Source organism: Pedobacter sp. 22163, from assembly GCF_052045595.1.
Taxonomy (GTDB): Bacteria; Bacteroidota; Bacteroidia; order Sphingobacteriales; family Sphingobacteriaceae; genus Pedobacter.
In genome coordinates, this window is record NZ_JBQEPM010000002.1 from 155,554 (window position 1) to 181,645 (window position 26,092).

The 26,092-nt window shown below is 42.3% G+C and carries 35 protein-coding genes; 1 reads left to right on the plus strand and 34 read right to left on the minus strand.

What is annotated here, in order from left to right:
• Position 1: 1 nt before the first annotated feature.
• The 4 genes from ACTJKN_RS05145 to ACTJKN_RS05160 are packed head-to-tail and all read right to left on the minus strand — an operon-like array spanning position 2 to position 2,334.
• Positions 2–529 carry a hypothetical protein gene (locus tag ACTJKN_RS05145; RefSeq protein ID WP_440823244.1) on the minus strand — a complete coding sequence of 176 codons (528 nt, stop codon included), beginning with the start codon at positions 527–529 and terminating at the stop codon, positions 2–4.
• Complete coding sequence (locus ACTJKN_RS05150; RefSeq protein ID WP_440823246.1) at positions 526–1,314, minus strand: hypothetical protein; 789 nt, start codon at positions 1,312–1,314, stop codon at positions 526–528. The genes ACTJKN_RS05145 and ACTJKN_RS05150 overlap by 4 nt, the downstream gene beginning before the upstream one ends.
• Positions 1,296–1,829 (minus strand): hypothetical protein, encoded by a 534-nt coding sequence (locus ACTJKN_RS05155; RefSeq protein WP_440823248.1) that lies wholly within the window; start codon positions 1,827–1,829, stop codon positions 1,296–1,298. Before ACTJKN_RS05155 ends, ACTJKN_RS05150 begins: the two co-directional genes overlap by 19 nt.
• Positions 1,804–2,334: a CHAP domain-containing protein gene (locus tag ACTJKN_RS05160; protein WP_440823250.1), complete on the minus strand. Its 531-nt coding sequence runs from the start codon at positions 2,332–2,334 to the stop codon at positions 1,804–1,806. The genes ACTJKN_RS05155 and ACTJKN_RS05160 overlap by 26 nt, the downstream gene beginning before the upstream one ends.
• A gap of 29 nt (positions 2,335–2,363) precedes the next feature.
• Here ACTJKN_RS05160 and ACTJKN_RS05165 point away from each other — a divergent pair, with 29 nt between their 5' ends.
• On the plus strand, positions 2,364–2,675 hold the full coding sequence (locus tag ACTJKN_RS05165; RefSeq protein ID WP_440823252.1) for a hypothetical protein: 312 nt from the start codon (positions 2,364–2,366) through the stop codon (positions 2,673–2,675).
• On the opposite strand, the gene ACTJKN_RS05170 is transcribed toward ACTJKN_RS05165, so the two are convergent.
• From ACTJKN_RS05170 to ACTJKN_RS05315, 30 genes are all read right to left on the minus strand, one after another.
• The gene (locus ACTJKN_RS05170; RefSeq protein WP_440823254.1) at positions 2,662–2,919 is read right to left on the minus strand and encodes a hypothetical protein; all 258 of its coding nucleotides are present in this window, start codon (positions 2,917–2,919) and stop codon (positions 2,662–2,664) included. The two genes, ACTJKN_RS05165 and ACTJKN_RS05170, sit on opposite strands and share 14 nt — an antisense overlap.
• A gap of 18 nt (positions 2,920–2,937) precedes the next feature.
• Positions 2,938–3,918, minus strand: a complete 981-nt coding sequence (locus tag ACTJKN_RS05175; RefSeq protein ID WP_440823256.1) for a DUF6712 family protein — start codon at positions 3,916–3,918, stop codon at positions 2,938–2,940.
• Positions 3,908–5,272: a hypothetical protein gene (locus tag ACTJKN_RS05180; RefSeq protein WP_440823258.1), complete on the minus strand. Its 1,365-nt coding sequence runs from the start codon at positions 5,270–5,272 to the stop codon at positions 3,908–3,910. Before ACTJKN_RS05180 ends, ACTJKN_RS05175 begins: the two co-directional genes overlap by 11 nt.
• Positions 5,273–5,560, minus strand: a complete 288-nt coding sequence (locus tag ACTJKN_RS05185) for a hypothetical protein (protein ID WP_440823260.1) — start codon at positions 5,558–5,560, stop codon at positions 5,273–5,275. It lies immediately after the preceding gene.
• A gap of 291 nt (positions 5,561–5,851) precedes the next feature.
• Positions 5,852–7,441, minus strand: a complete 1,590-nt coding sequence (locus ACTJKN_RS05190) for a hypothetical protein (RefSeq protein WP_440823262.1) — start codon at positions 7,439–7,441, stop codon at positions 5,852–5,854.
• A 67-nt stretch (positions 7,442–7,508) separates the two neighbouring features.
• Positions 7,509–8,150 (minus strand): hypothetical protein, encoded by a 642-nt coding sequence (locus ACTJKN_RS05195; RefSeq protein WP_440823264.1) that lies wholly within the window; start codon positions 8,148–8,150, stop codon positions 7,509–7,511.
• Complete coding sequence (locus tag ACTJKN_RS05200) at positions 8,137–8,829, minus strand: hypothetical protein (RefSeq protein WP_440823266.1); 693 nt, start codon at positions 8,827–8,829, stop codon at positions 8,137–8,139. The genes ACTJKN_RS05195 and ACTJKN_RS05200 overlap by 14 nt, the downstream gene beginning before the upstream one ends.
• Before the next feature lie 218 nt (positions 8,830–9,047).
• The gene (locus tag ACTJKN_RS05205; protein WP_440823268.1) at positions 9,048–9,842 is read right to left on the minus strand and encodes a DNA adenine methylase; all 795 of its coding nucleotides are present in this window, start codon (positions 9,840–9,842) and stop codon (positions 9,048–9,050) included.
• Positions 9,843–9,906: 64 nt separating this feature from the next.
• Complete coding sequence (locus ACTJKN_RS05210; protein WP_440823270.1) at positions 9,907–10,752, minus strand: hypothetical protein; 846 nt, start codon at positions 10,750–10,752, stop codon at positions 9,907–9,909.
• Positions 10,753–10,764: 12 nt separating this feature from the next.
• Positions 10,765–12,576: a hypothetical protein gene (locus ACTJKN_RS05215; protein WP_440823272.1), complete on the minus strand. Its 1,812-nt coding sequence runs from the start codon at positions 12,574–12,576 to the stop codon at positions 10,765–10,767.
• Positions 12,577–12,688: 112 nt separating this feature from the next.
• Positions 12,689–13,132 carry a hypothetical protein gene (locus ACTJKN_RS05220; RefSeq protein ID WP_440823274.1) on the minus strand — a complete coding sequence of 148 codons (444 nt, stop codon included), beginning with the start codon at positions 13,130–13,132 and terminating at the stop codon, positions 12,689–12,691.
• A 57-nt stretch (positions 13,133–13,189) separates the two neighbouring features.
• The gene (locus tag ACTJKN_RS05225; RefSeq protein ID WP_440823276.1) at positions 13,190–13,429 is read right to left on the minus strand and encodes a hypothetical protein; all 240 of its coding nucleotides are present in this window, start codon (positions 13,427–13,429) and stop codon (positions 13,190–13,192) included.
• A 73-nt stretch (positions 13,430–13,502) separates the two neighbouring features.
• The gene (locus ACTJKN_RS05230; RefSeq protein ID WP_440823278.1) at positions 13,503–13,703 is read right to left on the minus strand and encodes a hypothetical protein; all 201 of its coding nucleotides are present in this window, start codon (positions 13,701–13,703) and stop codon (positions 13,503–13,505) included.
• Between the two features lie 11 nt (positions 13,704–13,714).
• Complete coding sequence (locus ACTJKN_RS05235; protein ID WP_440823280.1) at positions 13,715–14,260, minus strand: hypothetical protein; 546 nt, start codon at positions 14,258–14,260, stop codon at positions 13,715–13,717.
• Between the two features lie 18 nt (positions 14,261–14,278).
• A complete protein-coding gene (locus ACTJKN_RS05240) occupies positions 14,279–14,641 on the minus strand; it encodes a hypothetical protein (protein WP_440823282.1) in 363 nt (120 codons plus the stop codon).
• Between the two features lie 82 nt (positions 14,642–14,723).
• Positions 14,724–15,803, minus strand: coding sequence for a hypothetical protein (locus ACTJKN_RS05245; protein WP_440823284.1), 1,080 nt, complete (start codon positions 15,801–15,803; stop codon positions 14,724–14,726).
• Between the two features lie 7 nt (positions 15,804–15,810).
• Complete coding sequence (locus ACTJKN_RS05250; RefSeq protein ID WP_440823286.1) at positions 15,811–17,220, minus strand: S49 family peptidase; 1,410 nt, start codon at positions 17,218–17,220, stop codon at positions 15,811–15,813.
• A 55-nt stretch (positions 17,221–17,275) separates the two neighbouring features.
• Entirely contained in the window at positions 17,276–17,728 is a 453-nt protein-coding gene (locus tag ACTJKN_RS05255) for a hypothetical protein (RefSeq protein ID WP_440823288.1), read from the minus strand.
• Between the two features lie 170 nt (positions 17,729–17,898).
• Complete coding sequence (locus ACTJKN_RS05260; RefSeq protein WP_440823290.1) at positions 17,899–18,426, minus strand: hypothetical protein; 528 nt, start codon at positions 18,424–18,426, stop codon at positions 17,899–17,901.
• A gap of 507 nt (positions 18,427–18,933) precedes the next feature.
• The gene (locus ACTJKN_RS05265; protein ID WP_440823292.1) at positions 18,934–19,383 is read right to left on the minus strand and encodes a hypothetical protein; all 450 of its coding nucleotides are present in this window, start codon (positions 19,381–19,383) and stop codon (positions 18,934–18,936) included.
• Between the two features lie 132 nt (positions 19,384–19,515).
• Positions 19,516–19,854, minus strand: coding sequence for a hypothetical protein (locus ACTJKN_RS05270; protein ID WP_440823294.1), 339 nt, complete (start codon positions 19,852–19,854; stop codon positions 19,516–19,518).
• Positions 19,832–20,194 carry a hypothetical protein gene (locus tag ACTJKN_RS05275; RefSeq protein WP_440823296.1) on the minus strand — a complete coding sequence of 121 codons (363 nt, stop codon included), beginning with the start codon at positions 20,192–20,194 and terminating at the stop codon, positions 19,832–19,834. Before ACTJKN_RS05275 ends, ACTJKN_RS05270 begins: the two co-directional genes overlap by 23 nt.
• A 195-nt stretch (positions 20,195–20,389) precedes the next feature.
• Positions 20,390–20,611: a hypothetical protein gene (locus tag ACTJKN_RS05280; protein ID WP_440823298.1), complete on the minus strand. Its 222-nt coding sequence runs from the start codon at positions 20,609–20,611 to the stop codon at positions 20,390–20,392.
• A 98-nt stretch (positions 20,612–20,709) separates the two neighbouring features.
• Positions 20,710–20,925: a hypothetical protein gene (locus ACTJKN_RS05285; RefSeq protein WP_440823300.1), complete on the minus strand. Its 216-nt coding sequence runs from the start codon at positions 20,923–20,925 to the stop codon at positions 20,710–20,712.
• Positions 20,918–21,265, minus strand: a complete 348-nt coding sequence (locus ACTJKN_RS05290; protein ID WP_440823302.1) for a DUF2528 family protein — start codon at positions 21,263–21,265, stop codon at positions 20,918–20,920. The genes ACTJKN_RS05285 and ACTJKN_RS05290 overlap by 8 nt, the downstream gene beginning before the upstream one ends.
• Positions 21,255–21,638, minus strand: a complete 384-nt coding sequence (locus tag ACTJKN_RS05295) for a hypothetical protein (RefSeq protein ID WP_440823304.1) — start codon at positions 21,636–21,638, stop codon at positions 21,255–21,257. Before ACTJKN_RS05295 ends, ACTJKN_RS05290 begins: the two co-directional genes overlap by 11 nt.
• Positions 21,639–21,698: 60 nt before the next feature.
• Entirely contained in the window at positions 21,699–21,944 is a 246-nt protein-coding gene (locus ACTJKN_RS05300) for a hypothetical protein (RefSeq protein WP_440823306.1), read from the minus strand.
• Between the two features lie 218 nt (positions 21,945–22,162).
• Positions 22,163–24,601: a hypothetical protein gene (locus ACTJKN_RS05305; protein WP_440823308.1), complete on the minus strand. Its 2,439-nt coding sequence runs from the start codon at positions 24,599–24,601 to the stop codon at positions 22,163–22,165.
• 1 nt (position 24,602) lies between these two features.
• A complete protein-coding gene (gene dnaG / locus ACTJKN_RS05310) occupies positions 24,603–25,682 on the minus strand; it encodes a DNA primase (RefSeq protein WP_440823310.1) in 1,080 nt (359 codons plus the stop codon).
• Entirely contained in the window at positions 25,682–26,071 is a 390-nt protein-coding gene (locus ACTJKN_RS05315) for a hypothetical protein (RefSeq protein WP_440823312.1), read from the minus strand. The genes dnaG and ACTJKN_RS05315 overlap by 1 nt, the downstream gene beginning before the upstream one ends.
• Positions 26,072–26,092: the final 21 nt, after the last annotated feature.

The following is a 26,092-nucleotide window of genomic DNA, read 5'->3' on the forward strand; positions in this document are numbered from 1 at the left end:
TTTAAACATTATTCTGCCAATCTACCGCCGTGTCCGAGGCCGTTAAAGGACATCTCCACTTAAATCCAACGGTAGCTCCATAATACTTAACCAGTACTGGCCCGATCGGATCGATGGGCAGCTCTTCAAAATCGTAGAACACCTGCCTGATATCGCCATCGATATCGATCAAGCCACCGCCATTTCCGAAATCCTCCAGCATTTTGACCAGGATGGAAAGGATAATGTTTTCAGCTTTGATCTCTGCAGCTTCAATGGTCGATTCGTCACCGGCTTCGGTAGAACATAGGAGTGAAAACCGACCGTTGAAATGCCGGAACCGGTTATTGTTTTTGTTTGCGCTGGCATCAGAGGTATAGCGTTCGAGTAATAATGCCGGTGTTTTCCCTGCAGATTTTATTGCATCATCAAAAGCTTTGATGTTGTACTTATCCTTAATGTAAAAAAATGCCCTGTTATCATCTTCGTGAAGAATGTCCGGATGGTTTTTGGCCAGGCGCTCGAAATAAGTTCTATAATGTGTTATCATGGCTTTTTATCTTTTTCCATCTGGATCAGACGGTCGTTCAGCTCGCTAAGGAACTTGTGTACATTTGATTTTTCGGTTTCCTTAAGGTTTCCGAAGATTCCGCCGGCAGCGCTCTGCACCACCTTTGTCCAGGAGGCCGGCTTCGCCTGCTCACCAGGCTCCGCGCTTTTAAAAACCTGCTTATATGTCCCCGTGATATAGTTCCTGCACCCTTCGTAATTCAGGTAAACGGACCAGCGCATTTTTTCGCTAAGCTTCTTAAATCTCCTGGTCCGGATTTCCCTTGAATAATTTCTTAATGGCTGCCTGATATCGTCATCGATCGCAAAATATCTGCGTGGCCGGTAAAGGATTGCGACCAGGACATCAAGAAAGCCCTGGTCTTTGGTCAGTTGAAAGTTCTCCCAACAAAGTTCACAGAGTCCAAATTCCTCCGCAGTAATATTTGAAAGTTTGTTTTTCGGACCGTAGTATTTTCTAAACCCAAACCAAAAGGAGGGGATTAGCCAGGCCGAGAGCTCATTCTTTTTGAAAAGAAAATTGATCTTGAAAGATAAACGGATCCGCTCATGCCTGGGCAGCACATTGATAAGGACATGCCTTGGCATTTTAAACAGCAGCGCAGCCAGGATAATCTTTGCCTTTTGCGTTACCAGGTTCGAGCACATTGCGGAGGCCCACATCATTAAGTGTTCTTTCTGCATCTGCTTCCAGTTTGCAGGACCAGAATAAACGGATTCAACGGAATTGCCTCCCTTGGTTACTGTTAGAACAATCTCTTCCATAATTTAACGATATATGGTTTAAGAAATATGAATGCCGGTATTGCAGCCAGGCTAACCACCATCAAAATGATCAAACCGATAGACGGAATTTTTGCCGGAATTTTGGCGGAACTTTTGGAATAACCGGAACTTTTTGAGCTTTGGTCCAGAATTTTGCCGGATTTTACGGAAGCGGTGGAATCTTTCTTTAATGAGGTATCAACCTGGTTATCTTCCTGAACAGTTTTTTTGCCTTTACCTTTTACCGATTTTGCTTTACCCTTAAATCCCTGTTCCGGACCGAAAGTGAATTCCCCGTCCGGAATGATTTCAAATTCATACTCATCAGTAGTAAACCTGAAGGATTTCGATGTTTGGTAAAACACCGTCTTCAGCTGAACTCTAGAGCTGCTGTCTGTAGTTAAACGCAAGTTGAAAGCTGCAGAGGATTTCTCCAGGTCAACAACCCGTTTGCTGCAGGCCTGGATGATCATTACCAGGGCAATGATTTTAATTAATGTAAGTAGTGACCGCATAAATCTGTTTTTTTAATCTGCGTTTACGATAAACTCCATCGCCTTCGCGACTGCCTGCTTCATTGGTATTGCCCTCAACGGTGATGACCGTAGTTTCTTCCCATCGATCCACAAAGCCGGTATGAGCGACACGTTTTTTTTCGGGGAAGTAAATAAAGAAGACATCTCCCTGTTGAGGAACCTGTGTAGTCCGGCTTGACTTGTATATAATCCGTCCCTGCTCCATGAGCTGAACGCAACCTCCGGATCTAGCTTTGGTAATTCCATTCTGTCCAAGCGTCCAGGAAACGAATGCCGCACACCAGGGATTACCAGGATTAAGCCACACATAGGCGAGATACTGTGTAACCGCAAGGCCATCGTTTCGGCCAGTAAGCTCACGAACGCCGATCTGTGACTGATATGTATTCCGGACCTTTTCACGGACTAAAGGCTTCTGTTGAGCAAAACCAACATTAAAAAAAAGAAACAGAACACTGATACTGATAAAGAGGCTTTTTGCCATGGCGTTAATAATTTAAAATTGTCCTTAAAATGAAATTTCATGAAGTGTCCGAGGTCTGGCCAGATAAATTTGAACCAGGTCCAGATCACGGTGGTGATCACAGCGAACTGTACCAGGGAAAGATTTATAATCTGGAGAATACCGGCATCGAAAATACCTGCAGTCGGATCGATCCACCTGAGCACATAGCTGGAGCAAAAGAAAAGGGTAACCATGACCAGGAGCGCACCATATTCTTTCAGCGCTTTCATTTTAATAAAGCTGAAGCATACGGAAACAAAGTAATAAATTCCGGTCACCAGGAAATACAGGAAATCCTTAATTGCGTTAATCTTGTTTGAGATTTTCATATTTAATTTGTCTAAGTTTTTTGCGTTCTTTTTTGATTGCCCGTTTATCAAAGTATTCGATCACTTTCAGCCAAACTGTTAGGATGGCTACGATTGCCCCGGCCCATACACCGAAAGCGCCCACGAGCTTGAGGGTTGTTTCATCTGTGAAGAAGTTTTGAACTGATAAGATTACCCCGGATCCCAATCCAGATAAAATGCCGATAACCGGCTTATGTGTAAGTGTTGAGAACATTATTTATAAAATTTGATATTAAACGAAATAGATGTGACTGCCTGCAGAATTGATATCCGTATCATCTGAAGCGGTGTCGGCAGTATAAAGGCTAAACTTGCCGGCGTTAGTGTTTAGCCATTTTTTTAGACGCTTGACCTCAAGCTCGCCGTTTATCAGGCATTGGTTCATCAGCATGCTCAGGCGCTCATCGCTCATGCTCATGCTCGCCTCGATGTTGTCATTGTTTGCTGCCCGGTAGTTTACCGAAAGGGTTTTGCCGTCGTAATTGAAATTAAGGATCGGGATTGCCTCAGCGATGGACAATGAAGCCAGTGGCTTTTGGATTTTAGTTACCAAATTTTTTTCATCTGCAGACAGCGTTCCTTCCTGGGTTTTCGTTTTAAGATCCTCAAAAAACCCTTCACCAAGTACCGGAAGGATGTAATTCGATTCGGCCATGCCAATAGAACTTAAAGCCGCCCTGTAGGTTGTTGATGAGTTGGCCAGCGGACTGAACCATTTTGTAAAGTCTTTCGAATTGGTTATGAAGTAGTGCGCAGCGCTCTCTTTTACATCGCTGTCCTTGTATGCAAGGAAGTCCGGCTCATTGATGTTTTTCTCCAGGTAGGCCAATGCTTGGTCTAAAGCTTTATAGCCGGCTTCGTACCTGCCGTTGCGGAAAGCCACCATCTTTTTATCAGATACCGGTCTGGTATCGCCAGTTACGCTTACATAAAAACCAGAATCGCTGATCCTGAAGGATCCTGAATCTGACATGTTGTACAAAGCCAGGTGAACAATCGCCTTCTGCAGGTATTCGAACAGCTGGAGCGTTTTGCCTGCCAGCTCATTATTTGTGTATTTGATACGCAAACTATCGTAAAGCTCCTGGCTGATCTCGGGGATCACGAGGTCGGTTTCCGCGTCTAGGATAAAGGACTGGATCGATTTGAAATTATAATCGGTATCGATACTCGAAAAGTATTTTTTTATTTCAGCGGTTGTTTTAAGCAGCATTTGTTACCTCCTTTGCAGTCTGATGTGATTTATCTAAAGTTTCCATTACCGTATCGCGGTAGGCGAGAGTGAAGCCGGGATATTTTTCCGTCCATCCATTGAACTCAGCGGCGAACATCAGCGGATCCATCATGATATCGCGGTACGGTCCGATTTTGGCCATGAACAGGTTCCAAGCGATTCGCTTATCGGATCCGGATCCTGCTCCCATTCCGCCGGTCATCAGGTTTCCGACAATCGCGTTGTCCAGGCCGAGCGCCCGCATTTTATGCGCTGAAGCCTCCTCGCTGTCTTCAAGGAATGCACCCGCTTTGGTTTTGTCATCAATTACGATGATATTCCAACCAGGCAGCTTTTCTTTGCTAACCGGATCTATACCGACCTCGTTCAGAATAGATTTACCGGTGTTCTCAACATCGGTCAGGGCTTTGTTGATTTCCTCCAGCTTTTCCTTTTTCTTTTGGTTCCGCATCTTGTCATCATAATCTTCCCAATCTTTATATGCTGATGGCCAGTAAGTGTTCGGGATCTGAATCAAATATTTGATCGTCATCTGGTTTGAAAGCAGGGCTTTCTTAAAGGCCGGGATCTTGGCGGCAATTTCCAGCCAACCGGAAACACGGAGACCGTCCCAATGGGCAAGCTGATAGTAGGTCTGGCCAATGGTTGGATAGCTGCAGGGAAAGATCCATTTCTTTTTTGCCTTATCTTCCTTCAGGGTTTTAAGGATATCCGGATCATAGACATCAATAGCAGGAATTACAGTTGTCTCAATCGGATCGTTAAGCTTTGCATTTGGCCAGTTCTTATTGTGGATCACCCGCTTTAATATTCCTGAATCATCCATCTGTTCCCAGCGACAATGCGAAGCTTCATTGATGTAAATTCCGTGGATCCTGCTCCGATCTTTTGTCGGGATCATTTCTGGAAACACATTAAAAAAAGTGTACAGATCCTGATATCCTTCGAGCAGGTATTTGCGGACCATCCGCGATTTATAAAACTTCCGGACCTCAGGATCCTGGATCGCTTTTAATATTGGATTGCCATCATCATCGATACCGATTTCTTGAAAAGGGATAACACCTTTTCCCATTGAATAAAGTACAAGGGTATTGATCAGTTCCTTCAGCTCGGCATCACCGTCTAGGATCTTCTTGATCCCGCCGGGAAAATCATTGTCATCTCCCCAGAATGCAGGGGTCAGCGCACTATCTTTGGTGCTGACAGTACCGGTCGTTCCGGTTGTCGCTTTGTCTGCCGGTGGAGCATCGGCCTGCATATAAACACCGACCTGGTGTTTTTTTAAAAGCCCAATTTTGGTGTTACCCGTTGAGATTAAAATTTCGTCCATTTAGATATAGGTTTTTTCATCATTGAATTGTGTGATGAGAAGGGCGTGAACAGTGATCGGCCTGCTTTTAGTGGGTACCTTAATTGTCCTGGTCACGTTCATGAAATTTCGGGGGTTCTTTCTGGAGCTCTTACTCGAATTCCCTGCAGCCAGAAGTACTGCATTTTCATATCTGATGCGAAAGCCTCCGGTTTCTTCCTTCAGGTTCAGGGATACCGCCTCGAAACTAAAGGGATCACCAGTGGCCATTACCCTGAGCATATCGGTAAACTTGATCATTCCTTCCATAATTCGAAGATGGATCCAGACCGATAGCCCAAAAAGGACAGGCGGAGATACCAGGCTACCAGGGAAAAAATCTACCGAAATGAAAAATTCGCTAAATCATTGACAAAAAACTATTTAGCCCATTTTTAAAAAAATGAGATGTGCACTTTCAGAATGTAATGCAGGACACGCACTATCCAAAAAGGGGGCTGCCCCCGGGGGTATTTCGCTGATATATGAAAAACCCCCTCAGAAGTAATCCAGAGGGGGTTTTAACATTAATAGTGCATTTAAATGCAAATATGGGGGGGGTTAAGAGAAGATCGCGGTAGTTGTTGGCTGTTGATAGCCGACCTTGAACTGGTGATGACCAATGATCAGTGTATCGAAGGCATCGGTAAGGTGGGTGGCTTCCTCCTGGAGAACATCACTACGTTTCTCAGGACGTTTATCTTTCTTCACCCCGTCATTGCCCTGAAGGGCGCCGGCACACTGAAGGGATACCAGGAGCGAGGCGGCATTGGTCCGGTTGAAACGTAAAGGCTTGATACGCTCAAGCTGGTCGTCTTCCTTCAGTAAAGTTCCCGCCAGCTCGAACCTGGTCTTATGACCGGGCTGCTGTCCGATATATACCATGTTGACCTTCCAATGGTGGTGATTAAACCTCATCTTAATCGTATCGGCATTTGAAAATATAGTGGTGGCATCCGTACCGACGAAGGTATGATCATAGTAAAAGGTTGCTTCTTTCTTCTCATGTTTATCATAGTACTTACAGAAGTCATCCACCAGCTCAGGTAGACGCTTATTACCCTTAACATATAAACTCTTAACGATCCGATATTCATCGCTATGCTCCTGGCCAACGGCCATACAGTTCAACGTGGATCCACCATCGAATGCTACATCAAGAGGTCGCTTGCGGTCAACATCACCATCATTCAATGAGCCATGTGCGACACCATTAGGCAACCATAAACCCTCAATAGCAGAATAGTCATACTTATCGTATGCATGGATGTTGAGGTCCAGGTCGGGATAGAATCCGTGTTCGGCAATATAAAGGCGCTCATTCAGTACCTGGGTGCGAAAGATTACATCAAGGTCGTCACGCTTCCACTTTTTCAGGGTCTTAAGCCCAATGAAGTGTGCATTCTCCAGACTGGAGGCCTCCATATACATCGCGGTTTCCTGTCGCAAATAGTTAAGGATCTTCTCATCAGAATTGATCAGCCTGATCAGGTTGTTTCTCCTGGTTAAATTCTGCTCTGTATAAAGCTGATATTTGGCTTTATTCACTTCAATCTGGTAACAGCTGATCAACTTCATCAGGTCGCTCATCTTATACACCTTCCCGTTTTTCTTTATCTTCAGGTCATTGTGCGATTGATTGGCCAATATCCATTTAGCTTCAGGAGTAGTCGGCATATCAGTCAGGAACAGCTGACCACCATGCCCGGCATAATGTGAGAATTCTTTTACGTTACCACGACTTGCCTTGGATATCTCATTGTCGAATTTTGCTTTATTGATAAACCTGGCCTCATCACCATAAAGGAAATCCAGGGTTTTACCATTGGCGGAACCTGGCCTATCCTGCGAGATGATGGACATATAGGCACCATTAAACCAAAAGATGCAATGTTTAGACGCTTCTTTATCCGGACCGTATAATGGCCTGGGGATATTGAGCTCCCTGGGCGGGCAGATCCCAACCCAATAATGTACATTACGGATATAGCCCATACGCTCCCAACCAACATAAAGAGGGGGCAGGGTACGGTCAGCAGCCTGCATGAATGTCCGGCAAACGACGCCGATTGCCGAGCGCGGCATGTGCAGGATCTTATCGATCAGCGCCGGCGCCCCGACACCTTCTGACTTGCCGGTCGCCCGGCCCATAACATAAGTGCCGGTATTTGGGTTGGTAGTAAGGATCCGCTGTTGGGGATCGTTATAGTAGGTATTCCTAAATAGAACCATCGGAATCCTCCTCCTCCTCTAATTGCGCGTCTTCCATGTCCAGCTGGCTAAGGAACTGAGCCCTGGATCCACGAAGTTTTGCAAGTTCCTCCTCCAGGTTTTCAATTTGCGGCACACCCAATTGTGTTGGATCGCTTATAACCAGAATCGGTTGAATCTCGAATTTTTCGTAATCCGGAAGATTTGGATCTTCACGTTTAAAGCCCTGGATCTCGTCGAGTTCCTTCATCAATAAAGCTGCAGCACGAAAATCACATTCTTCTTCAGCTTTCCAGATCAGGCGCTCCAGCCATTGAATTGATTTGCCCCGGGCATACTCTTTATCCTCTCGAGGCCTGGCTGATAAAAAGAACTTTTTCGCCCTGGAAATATCATTTTCCAGTGTCCGGCGCGATACACCGTGTTCCTTGAAATATTGCTCCATATCATCAAGCAGGTTGAAATACATCGAGCCAACACCACCCTTAGTCAGTTTCCGGTCCGCATATTCCATGCGCTCCAGCACCTTCTGTTCAACTTCAGGAAGTTTATCGATTGCGTGTGCAAGCCAGGCTTTATAAATCCGATCGAGAAGATCTTCAGGCTGCACAAAAGATGAGCGGATCCCTGGTCTGTTATTCCTTGCCATCAGCTGCTCCTTTCAATTTAGCTTCAGCAATCCGGGCGTTGATATCGGCGAGGTCTTTTTTGCGCTGAGCAATCAAGGCCAAAGTGTAGTCTTTAGGATTTGACTGTTTTTTTAACCGGTTTTCGGCTTTATTTAATGATTTCCGGATACTTTCTTTTTCCCTGATCAGGTTATAGTCGATCATCACCGGTGCTTTGATTTCTTCAGGCTCCGGAGTTTCGTATCCGTTTTCGATAATGTTGTTTTTCATCATCATCAGTTCGGAATTTCTAACTCCCAAACGCTGGATCCGCAATGCTACCTGGCGCAACTGTTCACCTTCCGGCGTAATCGATAAATAAGGGTGTAACCCACGGAGTTCGGCGAAATTTGCCGCGATCTGATTTGTGACCTTTAAGAGTTCTGGAAGTTCTCCGGGTGGAGGGGGAGAGATGCGAGGCTCGGCAGGAGCAGAAGCTGCTGGTGGTTCTACCGGTAGCGGTTCTGGAGCTGGTGGTTCGGGTTTCCCATCGATCAGGACTCCTCCTAGAGCTTCCGCAAGCTTTTGCTTATTGAAGGCGTTTTCACCTTTTTTTAAAATTCGTATTAAAAAATCGTCGGATCCGTATTTTTCATACAGGCTGACACCTTCTGAATAATTTGATCCGTTTTCGAGCCATGTAGCGATATCTTTTGACATGCTACAAAAAAGGGGGCAGCCCTTAAACTAATAAAGGACAGCGTTAGTAAATTTCAATGATTTATATATCTTTGCACCCGACCAACATTACCCACAGTACCACCCAAAAAAGGGCCTTGTTCCACTCAATAGAATAAGCCCGGACATGGGTGCTTTTTTTTGCACCTGGTACTAATGGTAGTGTTGGTCCACAATCGTTTGCCGTCCGGGCTTTATTATCAATAATTGGTAGTAAACACTTCAACTTTTCTTTTCTGATATCCACTTTTGGCATTTACCGAAACATTCTGTTCAATCGACCTGGTAGACCATCCAAACTCAGTAGAGTATTTCTTCAGGATATCGGATGGATAAGATGACAACAGAAATTTACCTTTAATTTTCGATAAGGTGATCAGCAGCTCTTCAAAATCCTTTTCCGAATAACCGTCATAGTGCCCACAGTCGGAATTAAAGTAAGGCGGATCGCAATAAAAGAAAGTTCCGTTGGTGTCCCGGCTCTGGATGATGTAAACCGCATCTGCACATTCAATCTGAACATTGTGAAGGCGCTGTTTGATCTCACCGGTAAATTCTGCCCTCTTGTTCGATATCTTTTGAGTTGTGGTATTGCTGATCTTATCAAAACCCCAGGATGAGTCCAATTGGGCCGCAAAACTTTGAGTACTTAGCACCCAAATTGACCAGGCGCGTTTTACCTCGGAAAAAAGATGCGGGAAATTATAGACAACCGAGGCATCCTTGTGCAAATCCCGGCTGTGCAAGGTTTCCTTAACCTCTTTCTCCAGGAGCGAAAAGTTGTTCTGTGCAACTTTATAAAAGTTGATTAGTTCGCTGTTGGTGTCGTTGATCACTTCCACCGGTGACCGGTCTTTTCCGAAAAATACCGCGGCCCCTCCGACGAAAGGCTCACAGTACATAACATGTTCAGGGATCAGTTCGATAATCCTTTTGCATAACTTTTGTTTACCGCCGTAGTATGATATCGGCGTTCTTAATTTAATTTTAGACATGATTCATTTAAAGGTTATTGGCATTGTTCCCTCAATTGAATATCTACCCGCTACCTAGCAATTACTAAGAGTTTAGATCTGTTTTAAATTTTTCAATAATGCTTAGTAGTTGAATTTCTTTTTCATTATTCCAGGCTGTTTTCCCGTACATAAAACATTGAAAAGTGCACTCAGATGAATAATAGTTTCCGTAACATGCTTCTGTAAGTGATTTAGACCCGGCCCCAGTGACTCCTGCGGGCGCATCTCCTGTGGCGATCTGTACACCGCCATCATAAAGGTGCAGTCCTCCAGAGAATTTTGCCCCGCTCAGAAGACCTGTTTTTGTCCGGTCGTATCCGTTTTGGTAGATTGGCGATGCATTATCTGCGGTTCCTAGCCCGAAAACTGTCTGTCCATTGAAGTTTCTGCCCAAAATCAAGTCGTAGTTGCCTATTCCAAGGGCATTTTCACCTTTGTTTCCGAAAAAACCTCTCGATTCTCCAGTCAACCCCTCTGGTGTATTATTGTATGCATGCACATGGAAGTTTGTTAGGTCTTCTGGAAGAATATAGTTTGATATCAAAAAACGTTCATTTACCCCTGGAGGAACATGGTTTATTCCACCTGTAAAACCACCTATCACATGTGCGCCAGAATTATCGTTTTTTATTGTTGCCCGGTTGGCAGAGTCCAGGTTGAGCGGATTCTTTAGATTTAGGCTGTCGGCGAGCGACTGTTGAAAACCCATAATCCGGATAACATCGAAATCATTCCAAAGATCAGCTTCCCTGAGAGCATTTTCAATATTTCTTATTGCTGCTTTTTGAACTATGCTTGTAATATTTGCCACCTGTATAAAGGCCTCGGCCCGATTGGCATTGCCAATATTATCGGCGCTGAAATCAGCTGTTTTAGATATAAATCTCATTATAGTTATAAGTTAAATTGTATGTTCCTGTATTGCTGCCCATCGATAAAGAGGGTAAACAAAATTATCTGTACCCGTCGCAGTAGATCCTTTATAAATCACATTCATGGCTTCAGAAAGGTTGTCTCGTAAATTACCTCTTGCACCGTCGATCGGGCCTGAAGTGCTGCTTTCAAGCGTCATTCCATATGTAATTTTCCATCCCTTTTCGAATGATACGCCTCCAGATAATCTAATTGATATAGTTTTAAGGCGTTTGATTGTCACGCTTTCAATCGGGACTTTGCCACCGAAAAGATTGTAAACAGCGAATCCTTTGTCTGCGGCTTCTGTAACCAGTGTTGTATCGAATTCCAACTTTCCTTTGATGACATTATAATCAATTTCAACAAGATCTTTTTGAACCCTAAACGCTATTCCGTGCAGAGCCTCCCATTTATCGCCGTTCACAACTATCCTTTTTAGTGCGTAACCGATACTGGCTCCCATCTGTTTATACGCAGTGTTTACTTTGTGTATATTATCCGCATAGTAAGCGGTGTCGTAGGATGTGGTACCAAAATAGATGCCGTCTGATCCTAATGAAGCTTTAAGTTGCGCCAGCGCAATATTTGGATATAAATCCGGGACCCTATGTGAGGCTACCTGGCTAATTATCATTATTGGATCGTTATCCTGACCTGTAATTGCCCTAACATCGGCACAAAAATCCCTTTTTAAATTTTTAAGTTTTGAAATATAATAGTCACCATTGTTTTGGAGATCAGCTTCGCCGTGTATGAATACAATTGCAGGAACGTTATAGCTCAATCCTAACCCCTTGGACAATTCAAAAGCTTTCGATATAGCTGTAATGTTTTTCTCGTAGTTGAACGCATAAGCAGGATCCGAAGGGTATTTTGATAACTTATCGATATCCTGGTTACTTTCGCCGGTGCATGTAAACATCAGGCGAAAATCATCTTCAAATTCAAGATTTTCTTCCTCGCTTAGCGACTGGATAAACATTTCACCAATCCCAGATGCAACAGTTTCCCTTCTTCTAAACCCGTCTGCCGTATCATCATCAGGATCTCTGTAAGCAGGACTTTCGGTATGATCAACAAAGGCAGACAGGCTTTCTTGGGACGATCCATAAAACCAGGTTACAACACCTCCCTTAAACATTATGTTGTTATACTTTTGATTAACGGTTATCGGCGGCGAACCATACGCTCCGATGCTTAAACTTTGGCCACCGACTATGATATGGTAAATTGTTGAGTTTATGCCAAGAGCAGAAACATCAGGAAGCCGTACACCTACCAGTGTTTTGTCTTTGGTGACACCAAATGCAATGTTTCCGGACGTATCCTCGTACGACAGTAGATAATCCTCATTTTCTGTTTTAATAAGCGTTTTTCCGCCAATCTCAATAGATTTTGACAATAGCTTTAATGCCTCAACACCACCATCAGCCAATATCTGTAAAACTATATTGCCAAGTTCGTCAGACCATTCAAAAGGACTGTCTGAAGCCTGGGTTACGGTTTGCTTCAGTGTATTTATGTTCTTTTCTATTGGCGCCAAAGTCTCCTCATCTATCAAACCTTTAAAAACCGGCTGAAGATCTGCATCCAAAACTCCTCCTTTCCAAGCATAGTCGACAATAATACTATCAGTAATCACCCCAACTACTTTCCCCAGCCTAAATTTACTGCCGCTGATTTCAGTATTTGGAATTGCAGCACATGCAGCTGCAGTATTCGCGTAAGGCCCATACCATTCATCTAGTGGACCAGGGTTAAGTTTTTTAAAGCCTTTGGCTATTTCTGTTGAAGACATGATTTGGGTTTTCTGAATTTATACCCAAATAAAGCTGCAGGCGGCAATCCGTTAAAGGACATAAACAAAAATGGTCCGGCGTTAACCGGACCATTCAAATTATCTATTTATCTCAAAAAATATTCTGTCGCAACTTTCGAAATGCTTTTGCCTGACTGGGATTGCTTGATAAGCTCGGCTTTCTTAATTTCTCTTCGTTTCCTTTTTTGATCATTAGCGCATCCATTGCATCACCCAAATGTGGACTGCAGAGAACTTCTTTTTCGAAATTGGTGGTTTTCGATGTTAACCTGGCAATTAAGCGATCACTAGATTCCTGGTCCAGTTTATCTAGCGCTACCAGGCTACGCTCAGAAAAAATTTTAATCATTTCAACTGAAATTAATGGATTAAATACTTCTGGAGTCACCAGGTTAAAATTTAGATGGCCACTTTTTACAGTAACCTCGGTCGCAACCGGTTCCTTGTGCTCTCCTGGAGAACCAAAGCTTTTGCTTGCCGTCACAGACACCATTGCGATTGCAGTGACGAAAATCAGGATTTTAGAACTTTTCATTTTTTGATATTTAGTGATTTGTTTATGTAACCCAAATATCAAAAAGGGAGCAGCCCATTAAAGGACACCCTGCTCATGCTCGAGAACAATATCGATCAGAATATCGAAATCGGCTTGTGTATAATCTGGATCCGGGTTCTGTAGGGATACGCGGTAACCGTGCATCATTTCATGAACTTTGCCTTGGTAGAAATTATCAATGATAAAATAATAGACTCCACCTGCTCCATTTGGCGTGCTGAGTTCCACTATTTTTTCTTCATTGCCGAAAGCGGCTTTAAAAATTATTTCTGCCATAATCAAAAATAATAAAAAACCCCGGCCTTTCGGTCCGGGGGAAAAATGCAACTTACGAAAAAGCGGAGAGAACCTATACAGTAGGTTCTGGGATTGTATTTTTAGTTTTTTCGATATATGGATTCCCTGCGTTGACCAAAGCTTCAGCCTGGTCAATGGTGATCACCCTGAAGTCGATGTCTCCGACTTTGGGATCATAGATCTTAAGCGGAGCATCTTTCTTCAGTTTGAACTGAGCGCTTACCGGTTCCGGTAAAATACTTTTAGTGGCCATGCAATTTAAAATTAGGCGCCTAATTTTGGAAGGATGCCGGTGTATAAGAAATAAGGAGCATCACACGGAGCTTCGATTTCGAAAGTAACACCTTTCTCTCCTTCAGGACCTTCACCTAATTTTACCGATCCACTCACTACATAAGCAGGAAGTTTTGACGAACCGATCTGGATCATTCCTTCACCATTTAATGGCTCAAGAAAGGTAATCAGATCCGCGTTCTGGATTATTGCCGCAAAACCTAATACTTTGGCTTCGGTACCTGCATAAAATAATTTGGCTTTTGGTTTCCAGCTGTGAGATTTACGGGTAGCACCAACCATTGTCGATTCGATTGTACTCTTATCGTACATCACAGTAAGCTTATGCACCTTTCCTCCAGGTTTTAAAACGTGCGCGGTTGTAATTTCAACTACAGCATCCAAAGTACCAGGCTCTGCCACCGGCTCGCCTAAAGTTGTAAAGGAAGACTCAAAAGCAATGTATGCGTTTTTCGAGATTCCTGCCATGTTCTTAGCTCCATCGGGGAACTGAACATCTTCTAATATATCTGCCATTTTAAATTGATTTAAAGGTTAGTCTTTAATTATTTCGGTCACGGCGCTTGACTGGTTCTTAACCAGCTCCTGGATGAGCTTCACATCTGCAGCAATCTCATCAAGTTCAAGGACCTGACCTGTTGACGACCTTACCTTGTGGTTGATGCGATAAATCTTTTTACCGATCACAGCTTCAGGACGGTAATTCGGATTTGTTTTTCGCTCTGCAGCTGCTTTTTCTTCATGCTGCACAATCATTGTTGCGGCCGAATCAAGCTGTTTTTCTGCATCTGCTAATGCTGCAATGACCTTTCCGGCAAAAGTTTTCAATGAATCTTCGCCGGTTATAGTTTTAAGCTGCTCTGAAAGTGCAGCTGCTGTTAAATTTTCTTTTCCCATGATGGTAATTTTCTAAACTGAATAAATACGCACCGGCTGTTTACCGGTGCGTTCCTTGGTTGGTTATTTATTTCTGGTTCTGTTAAAGTTTATCGTTTACGTAAAGGATTTCCAGATCCTGGAATTGGAATCCCATCAAATACTTGATGATCGCTTTGTAACCGTGTAAAGTTTCGATCATTTTACCGATAGAGTTAAGATCGCTGTCCTGGTTGATTGCCATTACAGCATTGCCATCCAATGTCAAGAACACTCTTTGGCTATCGTTCATCCAGGTACACTCTTTTAAAAGGACTTTTTTCCTTGATCCTTTTAAATAAACAATAGGATCATCTTCAGTGGTGTCGGCAATGCCATTACCTTTTCCATAACGGGTATCGTAGTCCTTCAGATACTTGGTCATGACATCACCACTGATGTGCATGATCGATTTTTTCTTACGGAAAGCTTTAGAGGTACCTTCCCATACTTTCTGAAGTTCAGCAACAGTATTGGTTTCGGTAAATACTGCTGTTGGAATAGGAACCAGGTTCCCTGCAATAATTTCATTCTTGATGATCGTACCTAAACCGGTAGTGATCGCAGAAGCGTTAATTTTTTCCCATTTCGATGCATGAGTTGTTGGTGACTGGCCAGCAGTAGTAGTTGTGATACATGCGTAATAGTTCTTTTCGAACTTCACGAAACTTACGCCTGCAGTATAAATTGCAGTAGCATCAAATAACGGAGCATCTGCTTTATAATCAGCATAGAAAACCGATTCGTTGATTTCCTCAGCAATTTTTTCGAATTCTTTTGTCCAGGTGAACTGGGCAAATGGTTCTTTTTTTGCATTCGGTCCCATCTGATCGCTCATCCAGGTTTTTCTCAGCTCTTCAGGGATAACTTTGAAAAGCTTCATACCTCCGTAAACGTCGATGGTACGTCCTGACCAAACGCGGCCTGTATCATCTACATCATCGATAGAGGTATCAAGTGGACGGATACCTGATTGTACGGTAAGCTTTGTAAGCTTGGTTGGTCCGTCTATATTGCGCATTACAAAGATATCTAAAGCGATATCCAGGGTGTTCAATAACTGGCCGATTAAAGCCTTGCTGTATTTGCCAGCGTAGTTACCAAGTGCGGTAACGTCGTTTGTTGGTTTTGCAGTTTCTGCCATGAGAGTATTATTTAGGGAGTTGTATTTGGTTAGCTAAAATCTGTTCAAACTCAGCGTCGGCTTCAGAATAGAAATCGTCAGCTTCGGAAGTTGTACCTTCGATTACATCTGTTCCGTTCTTTTTGCCACCTGTAGGAACATCTGCAGGTTCTTCAGCTAAATCAGCAGCTTTTTTCTCAGCGGCTTCTTTTGCAGTCTTTGCCGCTTTAAGATCTGCTTCCAATTGCGTGATTTTTTCTGTTGCGATCTTGTGATCAGCTGCAGATACGGATCCATCAGACTTAGCAGCTTTATCTTGTAAAGCCTGCAGTTCTGAATCCAGAACGAGCGTAACATCGGGCACATTTGCTGCCGCGATCTGCTCATTGATGCCTTCCACGTCTGCAGAGGTAATTGAACCTGCTGCCTTACCGGCTAAAGCACTTAGTTTTGAGAATTTTCCGAAAACATTTATCATATTAATAGTTTTTTGTGATTTACTTGTTGAGGGGGCTTGAACAAGGTCCATAGTGTATTGGCATACACTGTCGAAATCTGATATTTCGTCTATCAGACCTATTTCAATTGCTTTTTTAGCCAGGTAAACTTTACCTGAAAGTGGTTCGATCCGGGTGATGTCACCTTCCTTCACCGATGTTTCTACCAAACGACCTTCGCGGTTTTCCCTAACTACCAATAGGAATACATCGTTGGTAGGATTTAGTATCTGGAGCTTGATCGGTCCATAGTCTCCATCGAGGGCTTTGTAGTAGTCCTGGTTTTTGTCTACAGAAGGATCCGCGTTGATGTATATCTCTTTATACCCATACATCTTCATCGCTTCCCTGTTGTCGATAAATTTTATTGCTGTGCCGATACTTCCGACTTCTACGGTTAGATAGGAAGCGAAGATCATCCGGCAGGCCGAAGCGATCCAATAAGCAGCTGATGCACATAGTCCATCGGTAAAAGCGATCATCGGTTTGATAGCGTCGGCCCATTTTACTGTTTGAGCAAACTCTCCAGTACCTTCCACAGATCCACCGCCAGAGTTTATTTTTAGGATGACAGCTGCAATGTTATCAGAATAAACAGCTTCCTTCACCCATTGAGACATTGTATCAGTGCCTGGTGAACCGCAATAATCATCCTTGAAGATTGTACCTTCAATATTGATGATCATGATAGATCCTACTGGAGCATCCTGGTAAAGATTGCCCGATTCACTTTTTCTAGAAGCGACCAGGTTTCCCTCAGGACTGAGGCAATATGTATTTGCTATGGGATCCTTTGCTTCGTCGGATACGTCGTCATCGAAAAATGAAACTTTTTCGCCATTAAGAAAACGAGCTGCCATTGGCATCATGCCAACAGCAAAGCGTGGATCCATAAGAAGGGTACCACGCATAATAACCGATGCTAATCTGTTTATTTTCATATAACAGAAGCAAGTTTACACGCAGTTGGATAGCCTCTAAAGGACAGGGATAGGCTTAAAGAGTGATGAAATCAGCCTTATATTGCTGTTTTCCTTTGAAGCTTATCTGATATCCATTCTCATCTGCAGTAACTTTCCCAGATGTAGATGAATGCATAAGGACCAGCTCACCGGCATGGTGACCGGCCAGGCGCTCCCGGCTGTTCTGATCATGAAGGTTTACGACGCATGGAAGACCGGTATATTTATCCAGGACTGTATCAATCTCCGGACGCTCCTTTGGAAGTGACGCTGTAATGCTTACGTTATAGAAGGGATCACCATTATCCAGGGCAGATTCGTGATCAACCTGTCCGGATTCAGAGGTTAGTCTAATCGTTATCCATTCAAAACCCTCTTTAAATAATAAATCCAAAGGATTTAAACTTGAAAAAAAGAACCTCGGTGCAAACCTTAATATATATACTCCGCCCAGGTTCGAATTATTTATGTTCAGCAATTCTATCATGGCATACAAATTGCACAAGATGTGTTGTCCCGAAAAGGACAGGCTCTATAAACAAAAAAAGCAACCCTTTCAGGTTGCTTCAGCCGTTGCGGTGGCTTTTAGAACATCATATTTATTGGTCCAATAGGGGACAAAAACGTAAAAAGTCTTGTAACGGTCTGATAATGAGATCAATTTTTGATCTTGGTTGACCGGTAAAGCTGCTTTTTCATCGCATCGAACGTCAGATCGTCCTCAGTGATGTCATATTTCTTCAAAAAATCATATATAACTTCCCTCTGCTCAAAGAATTTCGGCGCCACTGATGGTTGCAGTCTCCTGGTCTTAACCTTCTGACCAGGCTCAGCTACATCTACCCGGACAACACTATATTTCTTCAGGCCCAGGCCATCGGTAATCGCCGAATAAAAATTATTGATCTCGTTCATAATATCCATGTGGATGATCTCGATAAAAGCATTGATCCGCGCCTGGCTAAGGTAGCTGCCTTTTTGAAGGAATATCCGGGAAGGAATTACGATCTCTAAAATCTTTTGATTGCTGGCATACTTTTCATGACGGTGAGGCGCTCGTTCCAAAAACTCCTGGAGCATCTTACCATCTTTGCATTTTGAGTTTAAATGCCAAGGGCTGCCGTATTTGGCAGTAATGTATTTGTACACGAAAGTCTTAACTGGTACCCTAAGTACTATATCCATATAATGAGATACGTTTGGTTAAAAATAAATCAAATTCCTTAGTATGAAGTAATAGAAATTTCACATTTCTATACAGGACAGCATGTTTTTTGAAAAATGTGCTCCTATGCTCCTAAGGTCTCCGTTTGCTCCTAAGTGCTCCTAAGGCAATATTTAGATAAAAAGTGTATTTAAAGTATAATAAAGCTATATTTTAATATAATTAGGAGAATTAGGAGCATTAGGAGCAGAAATACTGCGCTGCGCACTTTTTTACCAAATTTTCAAAATTTTATAAACGATATGCCTCTAATGCTATTTAAAAGCATTTTGTTGAAATTTCGGTAAAAATGTTTCCGCTTAGGAACAGGGGTGTTTTTTAAGGATCGATTAGGATCGGGACCGTTTTACTTAGGAGCAGGACCAGTATTTTAGTAAAATTGTGCTTTACAGGTGTGAAATAAAATGCACAAAAAACCCCGAGCAGATCTGCTCGGGGTTTTTTGTTCTACTAACTTGGATAAAAAATTACTTTTCGTTAGTAGAAGAGGATTTATTGTCTGATGAAAGGATCTCTTCCATTTCTTTACCAGACGCTTTTTTTATCCGGTCGATGTATGCTAAAACACCTTTAATATTGTTTCGATTACCTGGATAGTCATATGATTTTTTTAAGGCGGGATCTAACTGGTGGTTAAACCCTTCCCGTATGGCCCACCGATAAGACATAATAAGGCTAGAATCTATCAAATGACGATCTTCTTTGATCTTCTCCAGTTTTTCGACTGCCACAGCAATGTACCAATCACTGTAATTTGGTTCATACTTCTCAAACTTGTTGGACTTATTCCTTAGAAACCAAACTAAATTAGGTTTCTTCTTATATAAGACTTTCGATACGAAGTCATAATCATGTTGAATAAAAACCTCGCGACCTTCATGGTCCAAGGTTCTTTGTGTTGTGTTAAGATTGTTCATTTTAATTGAGTTTTGATTTTGTAATTAGATTAAGATTGCTACTTTTGAGGCGAGAGCGTTAATTTAGATTGAGACGGGGAGGCAATTAAATTTGCTTCCCCGTTTTGCTTTTAACCGAATCACAGAATTTTATTAAAATAATTCGATTTGATTCGGTACGGGTACATTGGTTTCTTTCCTGGTGTACTGCCTCGGTTTTATATCCGGATCCCGTTTCTTCTTCTTGTCCGGCTTAGCTTTTTCAATAGATCTAGCTTTAAAATTTTCATCGATTTCGTACTGGACATTGTATTGGAGTTTAATGCATTCCCCGATATAAAAACGTAAGCCGACCGGGATATCCATAAACCTTTTGTAAGGCAATTTAATTTCACCGGTTTTGATGTTAAAATCAATCCCGTATTCCTTCAGCTTCCGGTTCATGTAGTAGCGCCGGTTGGCCACCGGTTTAAGTTTCGCTGGCTGTTTCATCTTGTCTAGATGTTGCGTATAAAAAACTGGCTTCACCTTTGGCTCTTATTGCAAGGTGCCTATCATTTACATGTAAGAGGGTAAGTCCACATATACCAGTCAGAAACATGCTCCAGTCTTGGTCTTCTGTCCCTGATTTATACCAATGGGTGCTTATCGTTTTACAACGCTTGTTCTCTTTTGAAAGCCTGCTTATTTCATCTGAAATACCAGATTTAAGATTTTCAATGTACTCCGACCTTATTAACGTCCGATCAATAGCTTTTAAAAACTCCTGAACCTCTCGTTCCAATGAATTATGGGTATTGTAAGTGTTTGTGATGCGAATTAAGTATTTCATATTTTTTTAAGTTTAGTCTTCATTTCCTGCAATTCACTTATAGTATTATCAATTTCCGAATGCATTGTTCGATGATAATCTGCCTTGAAATCCTTTTCTCCAGTATCATTCTCGAATAATAGCTGATCACAATGCAGAATGCAGCACTGGAAGTACTCGTAAAGTTCAGTGTAGGCTTGAAGGGTATTTTTCATCTTATTTAAAGTGGATCAATGCCCGATTAATAACTTCCTGTATTTCCTCAAGTTCAATAGCGGATACGTTACACGAATCCGACTCATCTGGAGCTCCGGTAAAATCTTCAAGCCTACCAACCTTTAACTGAATAGGGTATGATTTTGTGATTCGTAAAAAAAAGTAGCCTTTATCGTCTTCAGACTGAAAAACAAGGTTTTTTGCATTTTCTATAATTGCCATAAGTTGAGATTAAAAGTGTTTTCTAATAATTGTTGTTTCTTTTCTGGCTATATGCAGATACATCCGCATTTTGAACCAATCGATAAAATTTTTGATCATTATGGCTCGGTAGTAGGTATTTTAAAAGGAAAAACCTTGATATCAATTGCAACATTAGTTTGCAATACTATTTTATTTCCACAGCCGCCAATGTCATTATCACAATAGTATAGCTGGTGATCTTTGCCTATCTCGGCTGTTAGATAAACATGGTCATGTTCGAAGTCACAGGCCGGACATTTAAACTGTATATCATCAAATGTTAGATCAGGCATGCTTCACCTCCATTTCTAAAAAGAAATCGCGAAACTCATATTTATCAACTTCGGTCAAGATGATGCCAAGGCTACCATCTATGGGAGCATAGCCCTCTGCGTTATTGAAATCTTCAATCACACCTAGTTCGGTCCTACCGTTAAACGTCGCAAATTCGATGGCCTTCAAAGCGTATTTTTTCATTGCTTCGTCGATCTGATCAGCTTCGCGATCATAATCCCATCTAAAAAACTCCAAAGTACCTTTTGCAAGCTCCTCGGTAAAAACATCAGTATCCACGGTGAAGCAGACTATTGCTTCACCGATCGAATAATCGAATTCATATTTTCTAATTGCCATTTTCCGCTCCTTCCTGACCTTCTAGGTCACGGTAAATTTTCAATACATCTTTAATTTCTTGCAATGTTTTAGAGTCGCCATCTGCAAATTCCAATATTGGAACGGCACGTTCCAAGGCATTTACTAGCCTTAACACTTTGGCCGACACATCCCGGGTTTTTGCTTCATCCCATCTAAGGGCCTTTTTTAGATTGTTACCAGCTGCTGCAGCATAGTCCGAATCGGAAACAGTTTTTCCGAATGTTGTTACGGTTTCAGAGTGTTGATCCCTGGAGTAGGTAATGATTACCACCATGTCCTTTTCGAATTTTTCGGCAATCATTGCTGCCTGATCAACCGGAACCTCGATTGCATTTTTGAATTGTTTTCCCATCTTTGTGATTGTTAAAAATTAATTAGTGATTGCCCTGGCCACGAACCAGGGCTTTTGCTTTTATTGTCCTTCAGGTTCCTTTTCGAAAAAGTAAACCAGGTCTTTTGATTTTACACCGGTGATATCGGTCAGCAATTCGTTTATCTTTTCGCCGGTGACCGTGCCCACTTGCTTTTTTAGTTCAGTTAAGAGCAATACTGATCTTCCCAAAAGATTATCTGCAGCTAATGCAATTGCTGTTGCAGCGTCTTCGCTGATTGTGCCATTCTTTGAGGCGTTTTTTACTAGGTTTTTAATGTTCCCCATTTTTGTATTTAGTTTATTTTATAAAAAATTTTAAGTTTCCTTCGAAAATTTCTTTCTGCAGATCCGTATAGAGCGGCCACGGTTCAATAGTGGTCGATTTTCCGACCTCTAACATGCCAACCCGGTGTTTTTGTGATCCTTCATACCAGAAATCGACTATTACCACCATTTTTCCCGTCTTGTTCACGAGCCAATCATACCGGTAGATGACGATATCGCTAAAAGATGCCTTCTTTTTTTGCTGTTCCATTGCTATCTAGTATTTGAACCGACATTACTTCTAATTTTCGCCTTAAGGAGTCATTGATCAACCGCTCCTCGAGCATACCGATCAAAGAAACCTTGGTTCCCTTTTTAAGAGCGGATACGGCATTGATCTCTTTTGACCTGCATTTGGTATAGGTCTGTTTGTTTATCCAGACGGTATCCATCCAGTATCCTTCGTCCTGGAGAACTGTGAACTCCAGGTGGAGCTTACCAAGTACATCAACTGCTTTTGAGTCTTCAGAAAGTACTCCTGTAATTTTGGCTTCTATACTTTCGGAATCATCGTCTTTTGTTCGCTCCAGGTTCACATTAAGCAAATCGTAATCGAAAATATAAGAGCTTGTATTTGTTGATTTTCCATTGCGTGCGCGGAAGCTGCTTGCAGGATTGCTACCTATAAAGCTTGGCAGATCCTTCATGTAGCTTTCCACGGTCGCGGATCCAATTCCCGATTTGCCGGTGGCGCTCCGGTACTGCTTCAAATACATTGAGTGAACAGTACTGAAACGTAGGTAAAGCAGTTTTTTTGGCTCGGTAAAAGTCTTTTTAAACGTTTGGTTCCGTTCTTTCGCGGCCAGTAGAATTTCTGATTTCGTTTCGACCTTAAAGTGATATCCCTGTTCGATATCGTCCTCATCAACCATAAGTTCCACGGTTTTCCAGAAATCGGCCAGGGCATTGGTTTCGCTGATGATCAGGCTCAACGATTTGATCTGTTCTTTGCAGTATTCAAAAAACGCATCAATTGAAAAAGCAAAATTGATTTTATCAGCCACCAGGCTCGTAATGGTTAATGCGTTTACAAAATTCTCCAGAATCCTGGTCTTTGGCATTAAACCATCTGCTTTTAAAGATTCAGTCATCTTCTCGAGCATTTTATAGAAACGGGTATTAAAGTTGTCGGAAACGTAATCCCTGTACTTAAATAGTTCGCAGCTGATCGATGTAATTCCGATTTTCTCCAGGTCTTTTAGTTCCTGAAACCTTTTCTTTTGCTGCTCAGTCCGGTTATTATCTTCGACAAATTTTACTGGCAAAGTTCTCTGCAGCAATGCTCCGTCATCGCCGGTGCTCAGATACTGGCCAAGCAGAACCGGAAGGCAATTAATTTGCTGTGTTTGCGTTTTGCCTTTTCTACCTGATCCCCGGAGCCGGCCTTCGCCATCAAATGCGCCTTTAAAAGCCCTGGTGAATTCTTCTTTAATACTTTTCTCATCAAACTCATTAAATAGTCTTGGCACGTTAAAAAAGCGGCTTAAACTTTCCCAAAGCGCAAACTCGGTAGTTTGGTTTAAGTTAAGCGCCGGCATATCCAGTGTAAACGGAGCGGTAACACTCTCTCCGAACTTACTCTTTCCAGATTGTGCAGCACCATAGTAATAGGGGATAGGACAGTTATTGTTCCTTTTAAAAACGATATCGCGATAACAGGCAAGGATTACAGTGCAAACGCCCATCATTCCCTTCTCCAGGTAAGCATCCATCATTAACTGTGTCCACTGAGAAAAAGTCAGGTCAGAATCAACGTATTTCAAATATTTGTCGTTTTTGTAATCGTCGTCCTGATCACGGAGGCCTGCCAATATTTTACTGGCTCCCATACTCAGGTAATTAATGCCATCAACTTCGGCTATTCCATATTCGTCAAAGCGTTGCGTACCGTCCTTGTAAATTAAGTTTGAGTAGGCAAAAAATCCCTCTTTTTGCCATCCAAGGTTCTTCAGCTCATAGCACCTCTGGTATTGTGGTAGAATCGCACTTTTTAGCTTATTGAGGTGTGGCTTTCCGAAACCATCGTTAGTGAAAAACACGCCTTTATCCATTAGGGTCGACTCGAACATGTCGCAGCTGGACCATGCTCTGCTCGGCAGCTCGATTACTTCCCGTACCCATCCGTTATTAATTTCCGTTAAACGGCGGTTACTGTCATCTGAAGTAAAAACATGCATTAATGGCTTAATGGTGAAATTGGTAAGCTGTACAGATTCGTTATTGCTCCGGGCGAAATAAATGCCGGTATTTTCTTTAAAGTTGAAGTCAACGCGTTGATCGAAACCGAACCGGTAATAATGGTCCTTATTTATCCAACTGGCCAAAGCTTTCTGGCCTTCAGCAACGAATTGAACTTGAGCCTCCTTCTTTTTCTCAATGTCTTTTTTAACCTGGTTGCTGATCAGGTTTGCTTTGATGCCTAATTTTTTACTGATTGTTTTGGTGTAGTGCTCAGCAAGCATTTCGCTTTTCACACATGCAAGCATTACTGTTATTGGCTCTAACATCATGCTCTGCGCATAAATATCGTCGCCTGCAGATTCGTACAGCTTTTCGGCCTTATAAATCACTGCATCTACCTGTTTCTCCAGTATATATTCTAAAATCGTTACGCTCATCTTATTCGGTAGATATAAATAGTGTCCTTGCAAAGCTGTCAGGATCCTCGTCTTTAGGGAGTGGGCAGATATGAACCTGGATGTCGTTGGCCAGTAAAATATCAACGGCTTTAAAGTTGGCTTTTTGACCTGCGGAATCTCCATCACCCATCAGAACCACACGATTAGTGTATCTTTTCAAAAGTTTTGCATGATGATCCGTAAAGGCTGTACCGCAAACACCCACTGTATTCGGCGCACCTGCCCAATGCAATGTTATTACATCAGTATATCCTTCAACCAGAATAGCGAAACCAAGATTTTTAATGTGAGTCTTGGCCTGGAAAAGCCCGTATAAAACCCGTTCTTTTTTGTAGAGCACGCTTTCTTTGGAATTGATATACTTTGGATTTTCCTTGTCTTTGCACTCTCTCGATTTTCGACCTCCAAACCCTACGATTTGCCCCTGCTCATTGTGGATCGGAAATATAAGCCGATCGCGAAAAACGTCATAAACTGAGCCCGTGGTATTGGTTTTTAATAGACCAAGTTCCTCACCGATTGCATATAGGTCTTTGTTGACCAAATTTTGCGTTAAAAATTTCCAGTCGTTGGGAGCGTAACCAATTTGAAAGTCGATTATAACATCTAAACTGTACATTCTTACGAAAGCGAGTTCTTGTGCGCACCAGTGATAAAAATCTGTTATCTTAAATAAGTGACTTATGAAGTGGTCGCAAGCTTCAGCATTAACCGCAAAAAGATCTATTTTTTTGACGGCAGCTGCTTTTTCCTCCGGAGTTTCTTCCATCTCCTCCAGAGTAAAATTGTATGCCGATGCTATTGACCTGATTGCGCTAATGAAGTCCAAGTTCTCTTTTTTCATTACGAATTTAATGGCGTCTCCACCTTCGCCACAACCGAAGCATTTATAAATCTGTTTTGATGTTGACACACTGAAGGAGGGTGACTTTTCATCGTGAAAAGGGCAGCAGGCAGACCATTTTTCGCCCTTCTGTTTGAGAGTTATGTTGTGTCTTTGGATTACCTCAACAATATCAATTTTATCTCTCAGCTCGTCGATTGATTGTTCTGATATCATTAGTTACCCGTCTCTTTTTTAATTTGGTTGCTTAATTCTAATTGTTCCTTTTTAAGCGTGGATATCAGAGCATCAATAATTATTAACTGGAATTTTCCATTAAACTCCATCTTAACATGAGGTTTTCCGATCATTATCTCGGTAGATATCACTGTACCTTTAAATCCCTGAGGGAATAAATGTTCGAGAAATGCCGGAATAGGTGATTTTTCTTTTGATTCCTTCTTTAGCGGATCCTTATTGCAGCTGTGATTTATAGAAAGCGTAATCGAACTTGAATCTTCCTCAAGGGAATGCTCAGCGAGCCTGGTTAATTCCTTCAGAGTTTCTTCTATCTCAATAATTTTATTGGTTTTATGCCCAAGGGCCTGTATTTCTGTTAAGTTCATTTTTACGGGACTAGAAAAGGT

What these genes read in the sequence shown, in the direction of transcription:
- ACTJKN_RS05195 (WP_440823264.1), bottom strand. Translation starts at nt 8,150, where the DNA reads ATGGCAAGGAATAACAGACCAGGGATCCGCTCATCTTTTGTGCAGCCT.
- dnaG (WP_440823310.1), bottom strand. Translation starts at nt 25,682, where the DNA reads ATGATATCAGAACAATCAATCGACGAGCTGAGAGATAAAATTGATATT.
- ACTJKN_RS05295 (WP_440823304.1), bottom strand. Translation starts at nt 21,638, where the DNA reads ATGGGAAAACAATTCAAAAATGCAATCGAGGTTCCGGTTGATCAGGCA.
- ACTJKN_RS05160 (WP_440823250.1), bottom strand. Translation starts at nt 2,334, where the DNA reads ATGGCAAAAAGCCTCTTTATCAGTATCAGTGTTCTGTTTCTTTTTTTT.
- ACTJKN_RS05210 (WP_440823270.1), bottom strand. Translation starts at nt 10,752, where the DNA reads ATGAGATTTATATCTAAAACAGCTGATTTCAGCGCCGATAATATTGGC.
- ACTJKN_RS05150 (WP_440823246.1), bottom strand. Translation starts at nt 1,314, where the DNA reads ATGGAAGAGATTGTTCTAACAGTAACCAAGGGAGGCAATTCCGTTGAA.
- ACTJKN_RS05305 (WP_440823308.1), bottom strand. Translation starts at nt 24,601, where the DNA reads ATGAGCGTAACGATTTTAGAATATATACTGGAGAAACAGGTAGATGCA.
- ACTJKN_RS05180 (WP_440823258.1), bottom strand. Translation starts at nt 5,272, where the DNA reads ATGGACGAAATTTTAATCTCAACGGGTAACACCAAAATTGGGCTTTTA.
- ACTJKN_RS05145 (WP_440823244.1), bottom strand. Translation starts at nt 529, where the DNA reads ATGATAACACATTATAGAACTTATTTCGAGCGCCTGGCCAAAAACCAT.
- ACTJKN_RS05205 (WP_440823268.1), bottom strand. Translation starts at nt 9,842, where the DNA reads ATGTCTAAAATTAAATTAAGAACGCCGATATCATACTACGGCGGTAAA.
- ACTJKN_RS05280 (WP_440823298.1), bottom strand. Translation starts at nt 20,611, where the DNA reads ATGGCAATTATAGAAAATGCAAAAAACCTTGTTTTTCAGTCTGAAGAC.
- ACTJKN_RS05190 (WP_440823262.1), bottom strand. Translation starts at nt 7,441, where the DNA reads ATGGGCCGGGCGACCGGCAAGTCAGAAGGTGTCGGGGCGCCGGCGCTG.
- ACTJKN_RS05315 (WP_440823312.1), bottom strand. Translation starts at nt 26,071, where the DNA reads ATGAACTTAACAGAAATACAGGCCCTTGGGCATAAAACCAATAAAATT.
- ACTJKN_RS05240 (WP_440823282.1), bottom strand. Translation starts at nt 14,641, where the DNA reads ATGGGAAAAGAAAATTTAACAGCAGCTGCACTTTCAGAGCAGCTTAAA.
- ACTJKN_RS05165 (WP_440823252.1), top strand. Translation starts at nt 2,364, where the DNA reads ATGAAATTTCATGAAGTGTCCGAGGTCTGGCCAGATAAATTTGAACCA.
- ACTJKN_RS05270 (WP_440823294.1), bottom strand. Translation starts at nt 19,854, where the DNA reads ATGAAACAGCCAGCGAAACTTAAACCGGTGGCCAACCGGCGCTACTAC.
- ACTJKN_RS05245 (WP_440823284.1), bottom strand. Translation starts at nt 15,803, where the DNA reads ATGGCAGAAACTGCAAAACCAACAAACGACGTTACCGCACTTGGTAAC.
- ACTJKN_RS05300 (WP_440823306.1), bottom strand. Translation starts at nt 21,944, where the DNA reads ATGGGGAACATTAAAAACCTAGTAAAAAACGCCTCAAAGAATGGCACA.
- ACTJKN_RS05155 (WP_440823248.1), bottom strand. Translation starts at nt 1,829, where the DNA reads ATGCGGTCACTACTTACATTAATTAAAATCATTGCCCTGGTAATGATC.
- ACTJKN_RS05250 (WP_440823286.1), bottom strand. Translation starts at nt 17,220, where the DNA reads ATGAAAATAAACAGATTAGCATCGGTTATTATGCGTGGTACCCTTCTT.
- ACTJKN_RS05185 (WP_440823260.1), bottom strand. Translation starts at nt 5,560, where the DNA reads ATGGAAGGAATGATCAAGTTTACCGATATGCTCAGGGTAATGGCCACT.
- ACTJKN_RS05260 (WP_440823290.1), bottom strand. Translation starts at nt 18,426, where the DNA reads ATGGATATAGTACTTAGGGTACCAGTTAAGACTTTCGTGTACAAATAC.
- ACTJKN_RS05220 (WP_440823274.1), bottom strand. Translation starts at nt 13,132, where the DNA reads ATGAAAAGTTCTAAAATCCTGATTTTCGTCACTGCAATCGCAATGGTG.
- ACTJKN_RS05290 (WP_440823302.1), bottom strand. Translation starts at nt 21,265, where the DNA reads ATGGCAATTAGAAAATATGAATTCGATTATTCGATCGGTGAAGCAATA.
- ACTJKN_RS05215 (WP_440823272.1), bottom strand. Translation starts at nt 12,576, where the DNA reads ATGTCTTCAACAGAAATAGCCAAAGGCTTTAAAAAACTTAACCCTGGT.
- ACTJKN_RS05255 (WP_440823288.1), bottom strand. Translation starts at nt 17,728, where the DNA reads ATGATAGAATTGCTGAACATAAATAATTCGAACCTGGGCGGAGTATAT.
- ACTJKN_RS05200 (WP_440823266.1), bottom strand. Translation starts at nt 8,829, where the DNA reads ATGTCAAAAGATATCGCTACATGGCTCGAAAACGGATCAAATTATTCA.
- ACTJKN_RS05285 (WP_440823300.1), bottom strand. Translation starts at nt 20,925, where the DNA reads ATGCCTGATCTAACATTTGATGATATACAGTTTAAATGTCCGGCCTGT.
- ACTJKN_RS05225 (WP_440823276.1), bottom strand. Translation starts at nt 13,429, where the DNA reads ATGGCAGAAATAATTTTTAAAGCCGCTTTCGGCAATGAAGAAAAAATA.
- ACTJKN_RS05265 (WP_440823292.1), bottom strand. Translation starts at nt 19,383, where the DNA reads ATGAACAATCTTAACACAACACAAAGAACCTTGGACCATGAAGGTCGC.
- ACTJKN_RS05170 (WP_440823254.1), bottom strand. Translation starts at nt 2,919, where the DNA reads ATGTTCTCAACACTTACACATAAGCCGGTTATCGGCATTTTATCTGGA.
- ACTJKN_RS05175 (WP_440823256.1), bottom strand. Translation starts at nt 3,918, where the DNA reads ATGCTGCTTAAAACAACCGCTGAAATAAAAAAATACTTTTCGAGTATC.
- ACTJKN_RS05235 (WP_440823280.1), bottom strand. Translation starts at nt 14,260, where the DNA reads ATGGCAGATATATTAGAAGATGTTCAGTTCCCCGATGGAGCTAAGAAC.
- ACTJKN_RS05275 (WP_440823296.1), bottom strand. Translation starts at nt 20,194, where the DNA reads ATGAAATACTTAATTCGCATCACAAACACTTACAATACCCATAATTCA.
- ACTJKN_RS05230 (WP_440823278.1), bottom strand. Translation starts at nt 13,703, where the DNA reads ATGGCCACTAAAAGTATTTTACCGGAACCGGTAAGCGCTCAGTTCAAA.